This window comes from Polaromonas sp. (assembly GCF_035638815.1).
Classification (GTDB): domain Bacteria; phylum Pseudomonadota; class Gammaproteobacteria; order Burkholderiales; family Burkholderiaceae_C; genus Polaromonas.
On record NZ_DASQZG010000018.1, the window covers coordinates 38,475 to 54,737 of the forward strand.

At 60.4% G+C, this 16,263-nt stretch carries 15 protein-coding genes and 1 pseudogene; 9 read left to right on the plus strand and 7 right to left on the minus strand.

The window, feature by feature from the left end; translation table 11 throughout:
• Positions 1-37 precede the first annotated feature (37 nt).
• The 6 genes from VE934_RS12670 to glp all read left to right on the plus strand — a co-directional run bounded on the left by VE934_RS12670 (position 38) and on the right by glp (position 5,340).
• A complete protein-coding gene (locus tag VE934_RS12670; protein WP_324888010.1) occupies positions 38-742 on the plus strand; it encodes a Crp/Fnr family transcriptional regulator in 705 nt (234 codons plus the stop codon).
• A 128-nt stretch (positions 743-870) separates the two neighbouring features.
• A complete protein-coding gene (locus VE934_RS12675; protein WP_324888012.1) occupies positions 871-1,644 on the plus strand; it encodes an SDR family oxidoreductase in 774 nt (257 codons plus the stop codon).
• 75 nt (positions 1,645-1,719) lie between these two features.
• Positions 1,720-2,139 carry a BLUF domain-containing protein gene (locus VE934_RS12680; protein WP_324888014.1) on the plus strand — a complete coding sequence of 140 codons (420 nt, stop codon included), beginning with the start codon at positions 1,720-1,722 and terminating at the stop codon, positions 2,137-2,139.
• A 100-nt stretch (positions 2,140-2,239) separates the two neighbouring features.
• Positions 2,240-3,370 carry a GTP 3',8-cyclase MoaA gene (gene moaA / locus VE934_RS12685; RefSeq protein WP_324888016.1) on the plus strand — a complete coding sequence of 377 codons (1,131 nt, stop codon included), beginning with the start codon at positions 2,240-2,242 and terminating at the stop codon, positions 3,368-3,370.
• Between the two features lie 6 nt (positions 3,371-3,376).
• Positions 3,377-4,009: a molybdenum cofactor guanylyltransferase MobA gene (mobA, locus tag VE934_RS12690; RefSeq protein ID WP_324888018.1), complete on the plus strand. Its 633-nt coding sequence runs from the start codon at positions 3,377-3,379 to the stop codon at positions 4,007-4,009.
• A complete protein-coding gene (gene glp / locus VE934_RS12695; protein ID WP_324888020.1) occupies positions 4,006-5,340 on the plus strand; it encodes a gephyrin-like molybdotransferase Glp in 1,335 nt (444 codons plus the stop codon). The genes mobA and glp overlap by 4 nt, the downstream gene beginning before the upstream one ends.
• A 52-nt stretch (positions 5,341-5,392) precedes the next feature.
• On the opposite strand, the gene VE934_RS12700 is transcribed toward glp, so the two are convergent.
• The 4 genes from VE934_RS12700 to VE934_RS12715 form a co-directional block, all read right to left on the minus strand.
• The gene (locus VE934_RS12700; RefSeq protein ID WP_324888022.1) at positions 5,393-8,557 is read right to left on the minus strand and encodes an efflux RND transporter permease subunit; all 3,165 of its coding nucleotides are present in this window, start codon (positions 8,555-8,557) and stop codon (positions 5,393-5,395) included.
• 26 nt (positions 8,558-8,583) lie between these two features.
• Positions 8,584-9,972: an efflux RND transporter periplasmic adaptor subunit gene (locus VE934_RS12705; RefSeq protein WP_324888024.1), complete on the minus strand. Its 1,389-nt coding sequence runs from the start codon at positions 9,970-9,972 to the stop codon at positions 8,584-8,586.
• Positions 9,973-10,121: 149 nt separating this feature from the next.
• Positions 10,122-10,592, minus strand: a complete 471-nt coding sequence (gene rnhA / locus VE934_RS12710; protein WP_324888026.1) for a ribonuclease HI — start codon at positions 10,590-10,592, stop codon at positions 10,122-10,124.
• Positions 10,589-11,440, minus strand: a complete 852-nt coding sequence (locus tag VE934_RS12715) for a class I SAM-dependent methyltransferase (protein ID WP_324888028.1) — start codon at positions 11,438-11,440, stop codon at positions 10,589-10,591. Before VE934_RS12715 ends, rnhA begins: the two co-directional genes overlap by 4 nt.
• Positions 11,441-11,452: 12 nt before the next feature.
• Here VE934_RS12715 and gloB point away from each other — a divergent pair, with 12 nt between their 5' ends.
• The 3 genes from gloB to VE934_RS12730 all read left to right on the plus strand — a co-directional run bounded on the left by gloB (position 11,453) and on the right by VE934_RS12730 (position 14,763).
• Positions 11,453-12,223 carry a hydroxyacylglutathione hydrolase gene (gene gloB, locus VE934_RS12720; RefSeq protein ID WP_324888030.1) on the plus strand — a complete coding sequence of 257 codons (771 nt, stop codon included), beginning with the start codon at positions 11,453-11,455 and terminating at the stop codon, positions 12,221-12,223.
• A 122-nt stretch (positions 12,224-12,345) separates the two neighbouring features.
• On the plus strand, positions 12,346-13,839 hold the full coding sequence (locus VE934_RS12725; RefSeq protein WP_324888042.1) for a transglycosylase SLT domain-containing protein: 1,494 nt from the start codon (positions 12,346-12,348) through the stop codon (positions 13,837-13,839).
• A gap of 87 nt (positions 13,840-13,926) precedes the next feature.
• Positions 13,927-14,763, plus strand: coding sequence for a restriction endonuclease (locus VE934_RS12730; protein ID WP_324888032.1), 837 nt, complete (start codon positions 13,927-13,929; stop codon positions 14,761-14,763).
• Between the two features lie 118 nt (positions 14,764-14,881).
• On the opposite strand, the gene VE934_RS12735 is transcribed toward VE934_RS12730, so the two are convergent.
• The 3 genes and pseudogenes from VE934_RS12735 to VE934_RS12745 form a co-directional block, all read right to left on the minus strand.
• Positions 14,882-15,034 carry a DUF3096 domain-containing protein gene (locus VE934_RS12735; protein WP_324888034.1) on the minus strand — a complete coding sequence of 51 codons (153 nt, stop codon included), beginning with the start codon at positions 15,032-15,034 and terminating at the stop codon, positions 14,882-14,884.
• Between the two features lie 130 nt (positions 15,035-15,164).
• Entirely contained in the window at positions 15,165-16,004 is an 840-nt protein-coding gene (locus tag VE934_RS12740; protein WP_324888044.1) for an ABC transporter permease, read from the minus strand.
• An 8-nt stretch (positions 16,005-16,012) separates the two neighbouring features.
• Positions 16,013-16,263, minus strand: a pseudogene (locus VE934_RS12745) (ABC transporter ATP-binding protein); the annotation flags it as partial.

The window sequence follows — 16,263 nt, forward strand, 5'->3', positions numbered from 1 at the left end:
CGTCTGTCGGCAAGCCGACATAACCAGCACTTTCCCCATGCCTGACCTCTCCTCCTGGCTGCCCGTCCTGCACACTGGCCGGTGGTTTTCGCAGCTGCCGCTGGCGCTTTCAGACGGCTTGCTCGCCATGGCTACCGTGCGGCATCTGGCAACCGGCGAGGCGCTCTTTCTCCGCGGTAATCCACCTTGCGGCCTGTATGCACTGGTCAAGGGATCCGTTCGGATTTCGGGGCTGGGCGGCAGACAGGGCGAGGCACGCGAGGCCGTCTTGACTCTGCTGGAGCCGCCCAACTGGTTTGGAGAAATCTCGGTTTTTGACGGTTCGCCGCGTACCCACGACGCGCACGCCGCCGAGCCCAGCACGCTGCTGCAATTGCCTCAGCCCAGCCTGACCGCCTGGCTTGCGCAACACCCGGAGCATTGGCGTGAGTTGGGCCTGCTCATGAGCGACAAATTACGCATCGCCTTCGTCGCGATGGAAGAACTGGCCCTGCTGCCGGCGCCACAGCGGCTGGCGCGCCGCCTGGTGAAGATGGCCGAGGGTTACGGCCAGTGGCGCGAAAGCCAACAATCGCGCCGCGTGATTGACGTGTCGCAAGAGCAGTTGTCCATGATGCTGGGCATCTCCCGCCAGACCACCAATCAAATCCTCAAGGACCTGCAGGAACGGCAGATGCTCAGGGTGCACAGGGGTGAAGTGGAAATTGTTGATCTGCACGCGCTGCGCACAGCATGTCAATAGACACGGGGAGCCGCTATATGGCGCGCGGAAGCTCCGACACTGACATATTCAAGCAAAAACCGGCTCCAGCCCTTTGAACACGGGCGACAATTGCTACTGTTTTTATAGCGTTTAGAAAGAACCGACAAATGCGACTCAAAGACAAATCCATCATCGTCACCGGCTCGGGCGGCGGCATCGGTGAAGGCATTGCCAAACGCCTGGCTGCTGAGGGTGCCCGGGTAATCGTGAATGACATCAACGCCGCGCTTGGCGAAAAGGTTGCGGCGGATATTGTTCAGGCCGGTGGCACCGCTTCATTCTTCGCAGCGGACGTGACCAAAACCGCCGAAGTCAAAGCGCTGGTCGCCGCTGCGGTGCAGCGCCATGGCAGGCTTGACGTGATGGTTAACAACGCCGGATGGACACACCTGAACCAGCCCGCTCTTGAAACCAGCGAGGAAGCCTTCGACCGCTGCTACGCCGTCAACGTCAAAAGCATTTACCTGTCCACCATCCACGCCACGCCGGTTTTCCGCGCCCAGGGGGGCGGCAGCTTCATCAACATCGCATCCACCGCCGGGGTGCGGCCACGGCCGGGCCTGTCCTGGTACAACGGATCCAAGGGCGCAGTTATCACCACCTCCAGGTCCCTGGCAGCTGAACTGGGGCCGGACAATATCCGGGTGAACTGCATCAACCCTGTCTTCAACCCCGACACGGCCTTGTCGGCCCAGTTTGCGGGAGGCAGTGTTACCGGCCCCGAAGGAGAAATCCGCCGCGCCAAATTCCTCGCCAGTATTCCACTGGGCCGTTTTTCAACAGCACTGGATGTGGCCAACGCCGCGCTATATCTGGCCAGCGACGAGGCGGCCTTCATCAGCGGTGTCTGTATCGAGGTGGACGGAGCCCGCTGCGTTTAAGTCCTCGCGGGCATATACCCGCGGCGCCGTGTGGGGGATCGAGTTGTGACAAACTGTATCGATTTGGAGAACCCGATGCTCGTGCAACTCACCTATGCCAGCCGAACAGCAGGCATTCTTGGCGCAAATGATGTGAAAGACATTCTTGCCGCGTCCAAGCGAAACAATGTGCTGAATGGGGTGACCGGGGCGCTGTGCCTGAACAACGGCATTTTTCTTCAACAGCTGGAAGGCGACAAAACCGAAGTCAACGCGCTGTATCACCGCATCCTGCGGGACGAACGGCACCGCGATCCAGCCATTCTTGATTTCTCCGAGATCACCCAGCGCCGCTTTGGCAGCTGGTCCATGGGTCTGCTGTCGTCTCTGGAGGAAAACCGCCAAGTGTTCCAGAAGTATTCAGGCTCGCGTGATTTTGATCCCTACGGCATGAGCATTGCATCGCTGCGCGGCTTTTTCGGCGAGATTGTGGACAACGTACGCTGGCTGGGCTGAGTTGCCAAACCCGGTCCGCAGCGGGCTTGCCGCTATCAGGCTGAAGGAATAACCGGCAGGCACCACCAATGGCGTAAAGTCTCCCCTTGAGCCTTTGGACATGACTGAAAAAATAATCCCCATTGCAGACATCCGCTATGCAGCGCGCGTGCCGCATATTCCTGCTCAGCTGCAAGAGCCGACCGGCCTGCTGGCCGACACCCTCGCCCGGCCCCTGCACGACCTGCGGATCAGCGTGACGGACCGCTGCAATTTTCGCTGCAGCTACTGCATGCCCAGCGAAGTGTTCAACAAGGACTATGCGTTTCTGCCTCAGACCTCGCTCTTGAGTTTTGAAGAGATTACGCGGCTGACAAAAATTTTTGTTGCGCACGGCGTGGAGAAAATCCGCCTCACCGGGGGCGAACCCTTGTTGCGTAAACACCTGGAAGTGCTGATCGGAATGCTGGCCAAGCTCCAGACGCCGCACGGCAAGCCGCTGGACATCACGCTGACGACCAATGCCTCGCTACTTGCAAAAAAGGCCCAGGCATTGAAGGATGCCGGGCTGCAACGCGTTACCGTCAGCCTGGATGGACTCGATGACGCCGTCTTCCGGCGCATGAACGACGTCGATTTTCCGGTTGCCGAAGTACTCAAGGGCATTGAGGTGGCGCACAAGGTGGGACTGGCACCCATCAAGGTCAACATGGTGGTCAAGCGCGGCACCAACGACGCGGAAATTCTGCCGATGGCACGGCACTTTCGCAACTCGGGTGTGGTGCTGCGGTTTATCGAATACATGGACGTGGGCGCCACCAACGGCTGGCGCATGGATGAAGTGCTGCCGTCTGCGCAAGTGATTGACCGCCTGCAGTCCGAATTTCCAATGCAGGCTATTGATCCCAACTACCTTGGCGAAACCGCGGAGCGCTGGCGCTATACCGATGGTGCGGGCGAGATCGGCGTGATCAGCAGCGTCACCAACGCCTTTTGTGGCGACTGCAACCGGGCACGCCTGTCCACAGAGGGCAAACTTTTTCTTTGCCTGTTCGCTAATCAGGGGCATGACCTGCGCGCACTGCTGCGCGACGCCACCTGTTCGGATGAACAAATTTCAGGCGCAGTGGCCCACATCTGGCAGGGCCGCAGCGACCGTTATTCAGAACTGCGCGCGGCCTTGCCACCAGACGCCTCGGTTCCCGGCAGCGATGGCGCGCGGCGCGTCGAGATGAGCTACATCGGTGGCTAGGCCCGCATGATTGACACCATAGACGGCGCCGAAATCACAGGCGTTATCCTCGCCGGCGGACGCGGTTCGCGAATGGGCGGCGTCGACAAAGGCCTGCAAAACTTCAACGGCGTCCCGCTGGCTCTGCACACCCTTCTGCGCCTGCAACCTCAGGTGGGCGACGTCATGATCAACGCCAACCGCAACCTGGCGGCCTATGAAGCCTTTGGTGTACCGGTGTGGCCCGATGCCGCCGGACTGGGCGAATATTCCGGCCCGCTCGCCGGCTTTCTGACCGGACTTGAGCGTTGCGAAACACCCTACCTCCTCAGCGTGCCCTGCGACACGCCTCTTTTCAGCGAAGACATGGTTTCCCGCCTGGCCGAAGCGCTGGTGCGCGAGAAAGCAGACATTGCCGTGGTGGCCGCGCCTGAGGAAGACGGCCAGTTGCGCGCGCAGCCGGTGTTTTGCCTGATCAACACCCGCCTGCTGGAAAGCCTGATGCTGTTCACCGCAAGTGGCGGCCGCAAGATTGACGCATGGACCGCGCAGCACAAGACAGTAGCGGTGCCCTTCAACCGGCCAGACGACGACCCGCGCGCGTTTTTCAATGCCAACACATTGGCTGAACTCCACCGGCTGGAAGCCCTGCGCCCATGAAAACCATTGCGCAAATTGCGGCCGAGCTGCAAGGCTACGACCCGCAGGCGCTACCGGCCGCCGACGTGGGACGTTTTCTCTCTCTGCTGGTCACGCCCGTCACCGACCGGCTGGAACTCCCGCTATTCGATGCGCTGGGACGCGTGTTGGCGGACGATGTGGTCTCACCTTTCGATGTGCCGCCGCACGATAACTCGGCCATGGACGGTTATGCCTTTGATGGCGGTCAGCTTGCAGCAGGAACGGGTTTGACTCTGAAAGTGATAGGCACAGCACTGGCCGGCAAAGCCTGGCAGGGCACCGTCCAACCGGGAGAGTGCGTGAAGATCATGACCGGCGCCATCATGCCGGCCGGACTGAACACCGTGGTGCCGCAGGAGTTTGTATCGGTCCAGGGCGACAGCATCACGCTGCCGCCCAAACGACTCAAGCCCGGCGACAACCGGCGGCTGCGCGGCGAAGACCTCATGCAGGGCCGTGCTGCGCTATCAAAAGGGGATCTGCTGACGCCCGCCCGTCTTGGGCTGGCGGCCTCTTTGGGCATGAAAACCGTAAGCACACTGCGACCGCTGCGCGTGGCCTACTTTTCCACCGGCGATGAAATCCTGTCGCTGGGCGAGGCGCCGCGCGAAGGCGCGGTCTACGACAGCAACCGCTACACCGTCTTTGGCATGCTCAGGCGGATCGGCTGCGAGGTCATTGACATGGGCGTCGTACGCGATGAGCCGGCGCTGCTGGAAGCCGCTTTTACCAGCGCCGCCGCTCAGGCCGACGCCATCATCACTTCGGGCGGCGTCAGTGTCGGCGAAGCTGACTACACCAAGGCCATGATGAAAAAGCTCGGCGACGTGGCCTTCTGGCGCGTCGCCATGCGGCCCGGTCGCCCGATGGCCGTTGGGCGAATCTCGCAGACGAAAACAGTCAGTTCCCCAGTATCTGCGGGCGATGACAGCTATGCTAAAGATAGCAAACCAGCGAGCGCCATCCTGTTCGGATTGCCCGGGAATCCGGTCGCCGTAATGGTTACCTTTCTGGCTTTTGTGCGCCCGGCGCTGCTTCAGATGATGGGCTGCACCGCGCCAGCCCCGCCGCTGCTCAAAGCCAGCAGCATGGAGACGATTCGCAAGAAACCGGGCCGCACCGAATACCAGCGGGGCTGGGTGTCAACGTCTGCCGAGGGCTCGCTCCAGGTCAAAACCACGGGGAACCAGGGTTCCGGCGTTCTCAGTTCCATGGCGCAGGCCAACGGCCTGATCATCCTGCACCACGGCCAAGGCAACGTTGCCGTGGGCGAGCAGGTCGACGTGATGATGTTTGACGGTGTGATCTAGCCGGCATTGCCACCCCAGGCGGCTACCGCAGTCCGTGGCCCTGCGGCCGCCCCTATTTGTTGGCGACCAACTCACCGTCGTGCGGCGCGAGTGGTTCCTCAATAGCTTCAGCCGTGTTGGCCCCGGGCACCTTTTTGCGCGCAAACAATGAGTACATCGTCGGCACGACAAAGATCGTCAACAGGGTTCCCAGCGACATGCCGCCCACAATGACCCAGCCGATCTGCGTCCGGCTTTCCGCACCCGCACCACTGGCAAGGGCCAGCGGCAAGGCGCCCAGCACCATGGCGCCGGTAGTCATCAAAATAGGCCGCAAACGCTGCGACGAAGCCTTGATCAGTGCGTCAACCATCTCCATACCCTGCCCGCGCAGCTGGTTGGTGAACTCCACAATCAAAATACCGTGCTTGGTGATCAGGCCAACCAGCGTGATCAGACCGATCTGTGAATACACATTGAGAGAGCCGCCCGACCACTTGAGGGCCAGCAAGGCACCAATCATGGACATGGGCACCGACAGCATGATCACCAGCGGATCAATAAAACTTTCAAACTGGGCCGCCAACACCAGAAAAATGAACACCAGCGCCAGAACGAACACAACACCCAGCGCTCCCTGGGAGTTTCTGAACTCACGCGAGGTGCCGTTCAAGTCCGTGGTGTAGCCAGGTTTGAGGACCTTGGCGGCAGTCTGGTCCATGAACTTGAGAGCCTCACCGAGTGAATAATCGGGCGACAGATTCGCCCTGATGGTGGCAGAGCGCCTCTGCCCAAAATGGTTGAGTTCACGCGGTGACACACTTTCACTAACCTTGACGAGCGCAGACAACGGAATCATGGTGTCATTGCGGCCCCGCACATAAATGCCGTCAATGTCTTCAGGCGTGGATCGGTCGCTGGCCCGGGTCTGCACAATCACGTCGTACTGCTCGGCGTCACGCTTGTAGCGCGTGACATTGCGCCCGCCCAGCATGGTCTCCAGCGCCTTGGCCACCACATCAACGCCTACGCCCAGATCAGCCGCTTTTTCGCGGTTGACTTCAATCCGCAGTTCGGGTTTGTTGAGCCTCAAATCCACGTCGGGAGACTGAATGCCAGGGTTCTTGGCGATCTCGTCCAGCATCTGGCGCGCGACCAGACTCAGGTTTTGATAGCTGTCTGAAGTCTGGATCACAAAGTTGAGCGACTGCTCGCGAAAGCCTTGCCCGAGTGACGGCGGCGTGATCATGAACGCAGTGACCCCTGGCAGCCCCGCAAGCTTGGGCTGCATTTCACGCGCCAGCTCCAGAGTGCTTTTCTTGCGCTCGTCCCAATCAACGGTGCGATAAACAACGGTACCCTGCGATACCGTCGGGTTGCCCACGTTGGCAAAGACGCGGTCGAACTCCTTGTACGGCTGACCCATTTTCTCCAGCGCCAGGGCATAACGGTTGGTGTACTCCAGGGTCGCGCCGTCTGGCGCAGTGATGTTGGCCAAGATGGTTCCGCGGTCTTCCAGCGGAGACAACTCCTGCTTCATGCTCGGAAAAACCAGCGCAATGGCCGCAGCGCAGATGAGCATCACGCCCACCACAATCCAGCGCGCCTGGAGCAAAGCGCTCTTGACCCTGCCACCCATTCCGCGCTTTTGGTCAGGTGCCCGGTAGCGGCTGGTCACCACCCAGCGAATGGCTCGCGCGTAGCGATCAGACAGGGCTGTGAGCCAGCGCTCCATGGAGCTGTCAAACCAGTTGGGCTTCGGATTGTGCTTGAGCAAAATTGAACACATCATGGGCGTCAGGGTCAGCGCAACCAGACCCGATACCACCACGGCGCCCGCCAAGGCCAGCGCAAATTCAACAAACAGGCGCCCGGTGCGTCCCGGTGTAAAGGCGAGCGGTGCGTACACCGCCACCAGGGTCGCTGTCATGGTGACAATGGCAAACCCGATTTCGCGAGCGCCCTTGATCGCCGCCGAAAAAGGATCCAGACCTTCTTCGATGTGCCGGTAAATGTTCTCCAGCATCACGATGGCGTCATCGACCACAAGCCCGATGGCGAGCACCAGTGCCAGCAAGGTCAGCGTATTGATCGTGAACCCGGCAAGCGCCATGAGCGCAAACGTGCCCACCAGACTGACCGGAATCGTCACGATCGGGATGATTGAGGCCCGCAGGGTTCGCAGAAACACAAAAATCACCAGTGCCACCAACGCCACGGCTTCGGCAATCGTTACGTAGACGTTGCGGACCGATCGATCGATGAAGACGGAGTTGTCATTGGCGATGTCAACGGTCATGCCGGGAGGAAGGTCAGCCTGCAAGCGCGGAACCATTTCGCGCACACCCTTGGAAAGGACCAGCGGGTTGGCCGTCGCCTGGCGAATCACACCCACAGCGACAGCCTCACGGCCATTGAGGCGGACCGCACTGCGCTCATCCGCCGCGCCCTCCTCTACTCGTGCAACATCGCGCAGCTTGATCGGAGAGCCGCCGACATTCCTGATCACAATCTCGGCAAACTGCCCGGGGCGGATCAGGTCGGTTTGCGACGTGACACTGAACTCGCGCTGCTGCGACTCAATGCGGCCAGCCGGCAACTCAAGGTTGCTGCGCCGAATCGCGTCTTCCACATCCTGCGTGGTCAACTTGTAGCCTGCGAGTTTGTCCGGATCCAGCCAGACGCGCATGGCGTATTTGCGCTCGCCAAAAATCCGCACGTCAGCCACGCCGGTCACTGTCTGAAGGCGGGACTTAACCACTCGGTTGATCAGGTCGTTGATCTGCAACCGGGACATGGTGTCGCTGCTGAAGGCCATAAAGATCACCGGGAAAGCATCTGCTTCCACCTTCGCGATGACCGGTTCATCAATGGCCTGCGGTAGCCGATTGCGCACGCGGGAAGTTCTATCCCGAACTTCTGCGGCGGCGGCATCGGCGTCTTTTTCAAGCCGGAAACGAACCGAAATCTGTGCCTGCTCGGCGCGGCTGATCGAGGTGATGACGTCTACCGCATCGATGCCCGCGATCGAGTCCTCCAGCGGCTTGGTCACTTGTGACTCAATCACTTCCGCAGACGCGCCGGGGTAGCGGACGCTGACGGTCACCACAGGCTCATCGATTTTGGGGTATTCCCGAACGGCCAGACGGTTAAAGCTGACGGCCCCGATGAGCACAATCAGCAGCGAAAGCACAGTGGCAAAAACCGGGCGGCGGACGGAGACTTCAGCGAGTTGCATAAGGATCAGTCACGTGTTGTGAAAACTCAGGCGGGTGTACGGGCCGCCGGCGCAGCCGGGCTGCGTGTTGGCTGGGCGGAAGGTGTTGCCTGCGCAACAGAGGGGCCGCATGGGTTGGGACCCGTTAGAACAGGCGATACCGAAGCCGCGACGGGGGCACCGATGGCCGGCGAGGCCGCTCCGGAAGCAACGGACACCGGTGGCGCAACAGGAGCGGGTGACGAGGCTGCTGCCGATGAAGCGGCAGCACTTGCAGCACCGGCCGGACGTGCGGGCGCATTATTTGCGGCGACCTCCACCACTTTCACAATGGTTCCATCACGCTGCACACGTTGCTGCCCTGTTGTGACCACCCTGTCACCGGGCGACAAACCCTCCAGAATTTCCACCTTGCCCGGGCTGCGCAGACCTACCTTCACTTCCACTCGCTGTGTTGTGGGGCCGAGGTCATTGGTACCCTCCACCAGCTTGATCACGAACTGCCGGGAACCCTGCGGAACGATTGCCTCTTCCGGGATCACGCGCGCATTCTCACGCACGCTGAACACGGTATTGACCCGGGCAAACATGCCGGGACGAAGCTGCAGTTGCCGGTTGTCCACGCAGGCGCGGACGCCAACCGAGCGGCCGTTGGCGTCGATCAACGGATCGATAGCCTGGATAACGGCCGTGTATTTTCTTCCCGGCAGGGCATCAATATCGAGCAGTGCCTGCTGTCCCCGTTTGACCTTGCCCTGAAGGCGTTCCGGAAGCCGGAAATCAACAAAGATGGCTTCAATGTCTTCCACATTGACGATATCAGCGCCGTCCTTGAGATAGTCCCCCACGTTGACCAGCCGGATGCCAGCTATGCCATCAAAGGGCGCAACAATTTTCAGCCGACTCGCAGTGGCGCGGGCCAGGGCCAGCTTTGCCTGGGCGACCTGAAGGTTGGCCGAGCTTTCATCAAGGGAACGCTGGCTGACAAAATTTTGAGCCACCAGTTCCTGATTGCGTTTCTGGTTGGCCTGGGCAATGGAAAGCTCGGCCATGCTTTGCTGCACCTGTGCACGTGGCAGCTGGTCGTCAAACTGCACCAGGACCTGCCCTTTACGGACACGCTGTCCGTCGGTGAAGTTGAGCTGGGTGATGCGGCCGCTGACCTCAGGGCGCAGAACAACACCCCGCCGGGACCGCAAGCTGCCCACAGCCTGTGAGTCATCCGTGAGGCGTGCCACCTCCACCCTGGCAGCTTCAACCGTGGGAGGTCTACCCCCGGCGGGGCCACTGCCACCCACTGCAGGTGCTGGCGCCGCCGCACTTGCCGGCCCGGTCGCGGCATCCGCAGCTTTGGGTTTCTGATACCACCAGGCAGCTCCGGACGCGGCAGCAATACCGGCCAGGGCAACCACTACATAAACCGCTTTTTTTGCCATGGAGAAGAAACTTGTTATAAAAAGTCACAAACTTCCAATGTAGCAGGACGGCACGACTCAGCGTGTTCTCGGGCTATTAACCAACCGCGCCCGACGCAGCTTTACACGCTGCACAACACTTCTCCATTCGCCGCCCGGCCAGGATAGCTTCACAGACGCCCGAGCGCGCGCTCCACTCCCTTGTTCGCCAGCACGTCTGCCCGCTCATTGCCCGGGTCGCCGTCATGTCCCCTGACCCAACGCCAATCAATCTTGTGGCCGCTGCCGCTCACCAATGCATCCAGTTTTTGCCATAGATCCACGTTTTTTACGGGCTGCTTGGCGGCCGTACGCCAGCCTTTGGCTTTCCACCCGGCAATCCACTCAGTCATACCCTTGAGCACGTACTGGCTGTCTACATAAAGCGTCACGCGGCAGGGTCGCTTCAGAGCCGCCAGCGCCTCTATGACCGCGGTCATCTCCATGCGGTTGTTGGTTGTATTGAGTTCACCACCAAACAGCTCTTTGACAGTTCCGCCGGAGGTAAGCATGGCACCCCATCCGCCAGGGCCAGGGTTTCCTTTGCAGGCACCGTCGGTGTAGATCACGACAGCTTCCGGGGTTTGAGAAATTTCAGTCATCGATCAGGAGAATCCTTGCTTGCGTTTGTTGCTAAAGAAGTAAATGAGCCGGGACCGCGCACCTGATTGGCAAGTGCTGCGGGCGCCGTGGCCGGGGAGCTTTGCGTTTTCCAGTTGGCCTCCAGCAAGCGCATGCCGCGCACCCGCTTGACCGCGACCAGAAAATACGTGGCGCCCAATATGGGCCACCAACGCTCGCCCATCCTGTCCATCCAGGCAAAACGCTCCAGCGTCGTTTGCCTGCTGACTGCAGGGCGGTAACACCCAAATTGCCCTGACTCCACTTCAAAGTTGAGGAGTCGAAGCCAGTCGCGCAGCCGCCAGTAGCCAATAAATTCGCCCGCTTCCGGCAAAAACAGTTCGCCGTAGCCCATGCGCCGGTAAAAGTGGGCGCGACGCTGACGCAGGCCCCAAAGACTTGCCGGGTTCAGGCAACTGATGACAACCTTGCCCTCAGGCACGAGAACCCGCTCAACCTCCCGCAGGGTTGCATGCGGGTCACTGCTCAGCTCCAGCGTATGCGGCAACAAAACCAGGTCCAGGCTACTTTCGGGAAAAGGCAAGGCTGCCGAATCGGTCACCAGGGCTATGCGGGTCGTCGAAACATGGGGAGCTTTCCCCAACCCTTCGTCCTCCGCAGGACCGGGCTCGGGATCCTGCGAGGCCACCCATTTGTGCGGCATCCGGTTGCAACGCAACGCGTCCAGTTCAGGCAGGCCGAGCTGGAGGGCATGAAAGCCAAAAACATCGGCAACAGCCTGATCAAAACGCTCACGCTCCCACGCCAGCAAATACTCGCCCGGCGGGGTTTTGAACCAGTCAGTGAAACCTATAATTTGTGAGCCCATCAAGACCGCCGCATGTACCTCAACCCGATTCCCGCTTTCAGCGACAACTACCTCTGGCTGCTGCACGATGGCAAGCGCGCTGTGGTGGTCGACCCTGGGGATGCAGAGCCCGTCATGCGCGCCCTGCAGGAATACGAACTTCAATTGGAGTCAATTCTAGTCACGCACCACCATCCGGACCATACAGGCGGCGTTGACACACTGCGCAATGCGACCGGCGCCCAGGTCTTTGGTCCCGCCCGTGAGCGGATCCCGGAGCCCCTGATCCGGCTGGCAGAAGGAGACACAGTGCAGGCCCTGGGTCTGGAATTTCGGGTTATCGACGTACCGGGACACACCGCAGGTCACATTGCCTTCTACACGCCGGACATGGATGGCCGCCCCCTGCTGTTCTGCGGCGATACCCTGTTTTCTGGCGGATGCGGCCGGCTCTTCGAGGGCACACCCGCGCAAATGCTGGCTTCGCTGGACAAACTGGCCGCCTTGCCGGGCAACACGCGGGTCTGCTGTACCCATGAATACACCATGAGCAACCTGCGTTTTGCACTGGCCGTAGAACCTGACAACCTGGAGCTGATTGGGTACCATGCACAGTGCGCCAGTTTGAGAAACGACGGCCGGCCGACTCTGCCCACTTCGATTGCCCAGGAGTTGCTGATCAACCCTTTTCTGCGCACCCGCCAGGCCACCGTCAAAGCTGCCGCTCAGGCATTTGACCCGGCGGCCCATGACGACAACACCCTATTTGCCGCAATCCGGCAGTGGAAGAACGAATTCAAATGATTGCCCAGCATCCGTCTAACCTCATCAGCCGCCTGGCACCTTCTGTCAAAACCTCCTTCCTTCTTTTTGCTGCGGCCGTACTGGTGGGCTGCGCCGCAACCAAGCCATCAACCGCGCCCGGTATGCCTGGCGACCCGGTCCTGAGCAGCTCAACGGGCACCGTTCCCGCTGTCACGCCGGTGTACCCGCGCGGCGCCCTGAGCCCCATCGACCGTGGCCAGGCGGCTTCCGGTGCAGTTGCCTCGCTGCAACCTCCCACAGATTTGTGGGACCGCATACGCCGCGGTTTTGCCATGCCCAATCTCGAAAGCGAGCTGGTGACCGACCGCGAGCAGTGGTACAGCACCCGGCCTGACTACATCCAGCGCATGACCGAGCGCTCCAGCAAATACCTGTTCCACGTTGTTGAAGAGCTTGAGCGCCGGAACATGCCAACCGAGCTGGCCCTCCTGCCGTACATCGAGAGCGCGTTTAATCCGCAAGCCGTGTCCAGCGCCAAGGCTGCGGGCATGTGGCAGTTCATGCCGGCAACGGGCAAGTATTTTGATTTGAAGCAAAACGCTTTCCGCGACGACCGCCGCGATGTGCTGGCCTCCACCCGTGCTGCGCTGGACTACCTGCAAAAGCTGCACGGCATGTTTGGTGACTGGCATCTGGCGCTGGCAGCCTACAACTGGGGCGAAGGCAGCGTTGGCCGTGCGATTGCCCGTAATCAAAAAGCCGGCCTGGGGACGGGCTACCTGGACCTGCGCATGCCCGATGAGACCCGGCTCTATGTGCCCAAGCTTCAGGCCGTGAAAAACATCGTGGCCAATCCGCAAGCCTTCCGCACCGAACTGCCGCTGATTGAAAACCACCCTTATTTTCAGCAGGTGCTGATTACCCGTGACATTGACGTGGCGCTGGCCGCCCGACTTGCCGACGTCAGCATCGACAATTTCAAGGCTCTGAATCCTTCGGCTCACCGGCCGGTCATTCTGGCAGCCGGCACGCCGCACATCCTGCTGCCCTGGAACAATGCCACGGTGTTCCAGCGCAACTTTGAGGCCCATACCAAGGGTCAATACGCCAGCTGGACCGCGTGGACGGCGCCCGCCACCCTGAGTGTGAGCGACGCCGCCAGACGTGTGGGCATGAGCGAAGCGGACCTTCGCGGGGTCAACAACATTCCACCACGGATGCTGATCAAGGCAGGTTCAACGTTGCTGGTGCCCCGTACCGCTACATCGGGCGCAGATGTCACGAGCCAGGTGGCAGACAACGCGCAGATGACGTTCTCCCCGGAAATCATTACCCGCCGCAGTACCGTCAAAGCCCGCAAAGGCGAGACTGTGGCGAGTGTTGCCAAGCGGTATAACCTGAGCGCTAACAGCGTTGCTGAATGGAACGAGGTGGGCGCATCGGCGGCTTTCAAGGCGGGTCAGGCGGTGGTCGTTTTCCTTCCCGTGAAAATGGGCAATGCAGTCAAAGCCACGCCGCGAAACGGGACCACGAGAATTCAGGCGGTTTCCAGACCAGGGCCCAAGACAAGCAGGGCGTCGCCTGGCCGCAGCACCGTGAAGGCAATCCAGCGTGCCCCAGCAAGGAAGACGGCTCCCGTGAGCAAGAAGCGCTAGCGCCAGCATGACGGTCGATTCGTGCTTTTGCCCCCCAGGATCAAGCGCAGTTAGCTATTAAAAAGATAGCAAACAACACCATCCCGCATGGCCACCCGCGCTCCCAGTACCCACGCCAAGAGGGGCCCAAGCCTTCTCTATGTACTGGGTCTGGTGGTGATCGCAGCCGGAGTTGTCCTTCTGTTGCTGTCCTTTGACAATCGGTCCCTGCGGCCCGCCGGCGGCGTGCTGCTGTTAATCGGTGTGGTGCTCACGGGCATCTGTCTGACCAGTCAGATCAGTTCCGGAATTTACGAGGACCCCCTGGCTTATGAACCGCCTTGGACCAAGCTGGGAAAAGGCCACGGCCCTCCCCGTCTGCCGCCTCCTGGCAAGCCGGCAGCCCCTGAGAGCACATTTGCGATAGACAAACTGGTTGACTTTGCCGCGCCCGATGCCGTTCGTCCCCGCGCTCCGGTCAAAAAAAGCGTTGCAAGCCCCAAGGCGCAGCCAGGCTGGAAGCCCGAAATATTTGACTATGTGACGCCACTACAGTTCGACGCTATTTGCGAAATGCTGTTTTCACAAAGTGGTCTTGAAACTCGCGTCCAGTCGCATGGCCTGCCCGGCGGCGTAATCCTCTGGCTCCACTCCCGCAACGCACAGCAGGGCAAGGACAACCCGGTATCAGTGGCATTTTGCAAGTTATGGCCGGGACAGCCGCTCCTGGTTCGCGATCTCCGCCCACTGCTGGATGGGATGTCTGAACGGGGGATCAAGCGTGCCACCTATGCCACCGGGTCGAGCTTCACAGAAAACGCCAGTGAATTTGCAAAGAGCAACGGGATCAATGCGCTTGACCGCTTCGGCTTGCTCAAGCTGATTGCCACGCGCACCCCGGAGCAGCAGCAGGCGCTGCTGGCCGTTGCACTGGCCAGGCGCTGAAACCTGCAGGGGCCGGTGCTTTCGCACATGACTCGCAGCGCGAAGGCGAGGAGGCGGTAGTACCAAATGCGTCAGGCGCAGGCGGTAATGTCCGCCCTTAAATGACGTAGAAGCGGCGTTACAAGCGCAGCGAACCGCCACCAAAGAGGCCAAGCAATCCAATAATGATGAGGTAAATGGCCACGATGTAATTGAGCAGGCGGGGCATGATCAGGATCAGGATGCCGGCGAGAAGGGCCATGATGGGGCCAATGCTGACGTTCAGATTCATGGGGATTCCTCTAGGTGATGATTAAACGGGTCGACGGCGCTCAGATTGCCGGGGGCAACAAGCCGCACTCAATTTACCGTTGAGCTGGGGTGGCGTCTGTAGGACGGGGCGATGAGATAAGGCGCACCCATCAAAGCTTCTCTGCTTCTCCCATGCGCGGCTGCCATTTCATGAGGCGGCGCTCGACGCGGCCAACAATGCCATCAAGTACCAGTGCAAATGCCGTCAGCACCACGATGCCTGCAAATACAGTGTTGACATCAAATGTACCTTCGGCTTGCAGAATCAGGTAACCCACGCCACGCGCGGATCCCAGGTACTCACCAACCACTGCCCCGACAAAAGCAAGCCCGACCGAGGTATGCAGGCTTGAAAACACCCAACTCGTTGCGCTGGGAAGATAAACAGTGCGCAGCAACTGGCGCTGGTTGGCGCCCAGCATACGAGCGTTGGCCAGCACCACCGGGCTGACCTCTTTGACGCCCTGATAGACGTTAAAAAAGACGATGAAAAATACCAGCGTCACGGCCAGCGCAACCTTGCTCCAGATGCCCAGCCCGAACCACATGGCAAAAATGGGCGCCAGAATCACACGCGGCATGGAATTAGCCGCCTTGATGTAGGGGTCCATGATCGCGCTTGCCATGGGCGCTAGCGCCAGCCACAGGCCACAACCCAAACCCAGCGCCGTGCCAATGCCGAAAGCCAGCACCGTCTCGAGCAAGGTGGTGCCCAGGTGAATATAAATATCCGCGTTGCCGGGCAGTCCATCCGGAAAAGCGAAGCTGGGGCCAAAGCCAAAAGGCATAAACCAGGACCATACGCGTCCCGCGACCTTGACCGGCTCGCCCAGAAAAAACGCCAGTTGCTGATCGCGCGAGGCAATTTGCCACAGACCGACGAAAGCCACCAGCATGCCGATTTGCCAGGCACGCAGGTTTCTCTGAGAGGGTTTGATCGACGTCCACATGTTATTTCTCATGCGGCTTGCTTCAATTGCTGTGCGTAACCTTTCAGCACCTCGTCGCGCAACACATTCCAGATCTGGGTGTGCAGTTCGATGAACCGAGGCTGGGTACGCACCTCGGCCACGTTGCGGGGACGCGGCAAGTCGATCTCGAACTCACCCATCGGATGCGTCGCCGGGCCGGCAGACAGGACCACCACGCGGTCGCTCATGGCAATGGCTTCATCCAGGTCATGGGTGATGAAAATCACGGCCTTCTTCT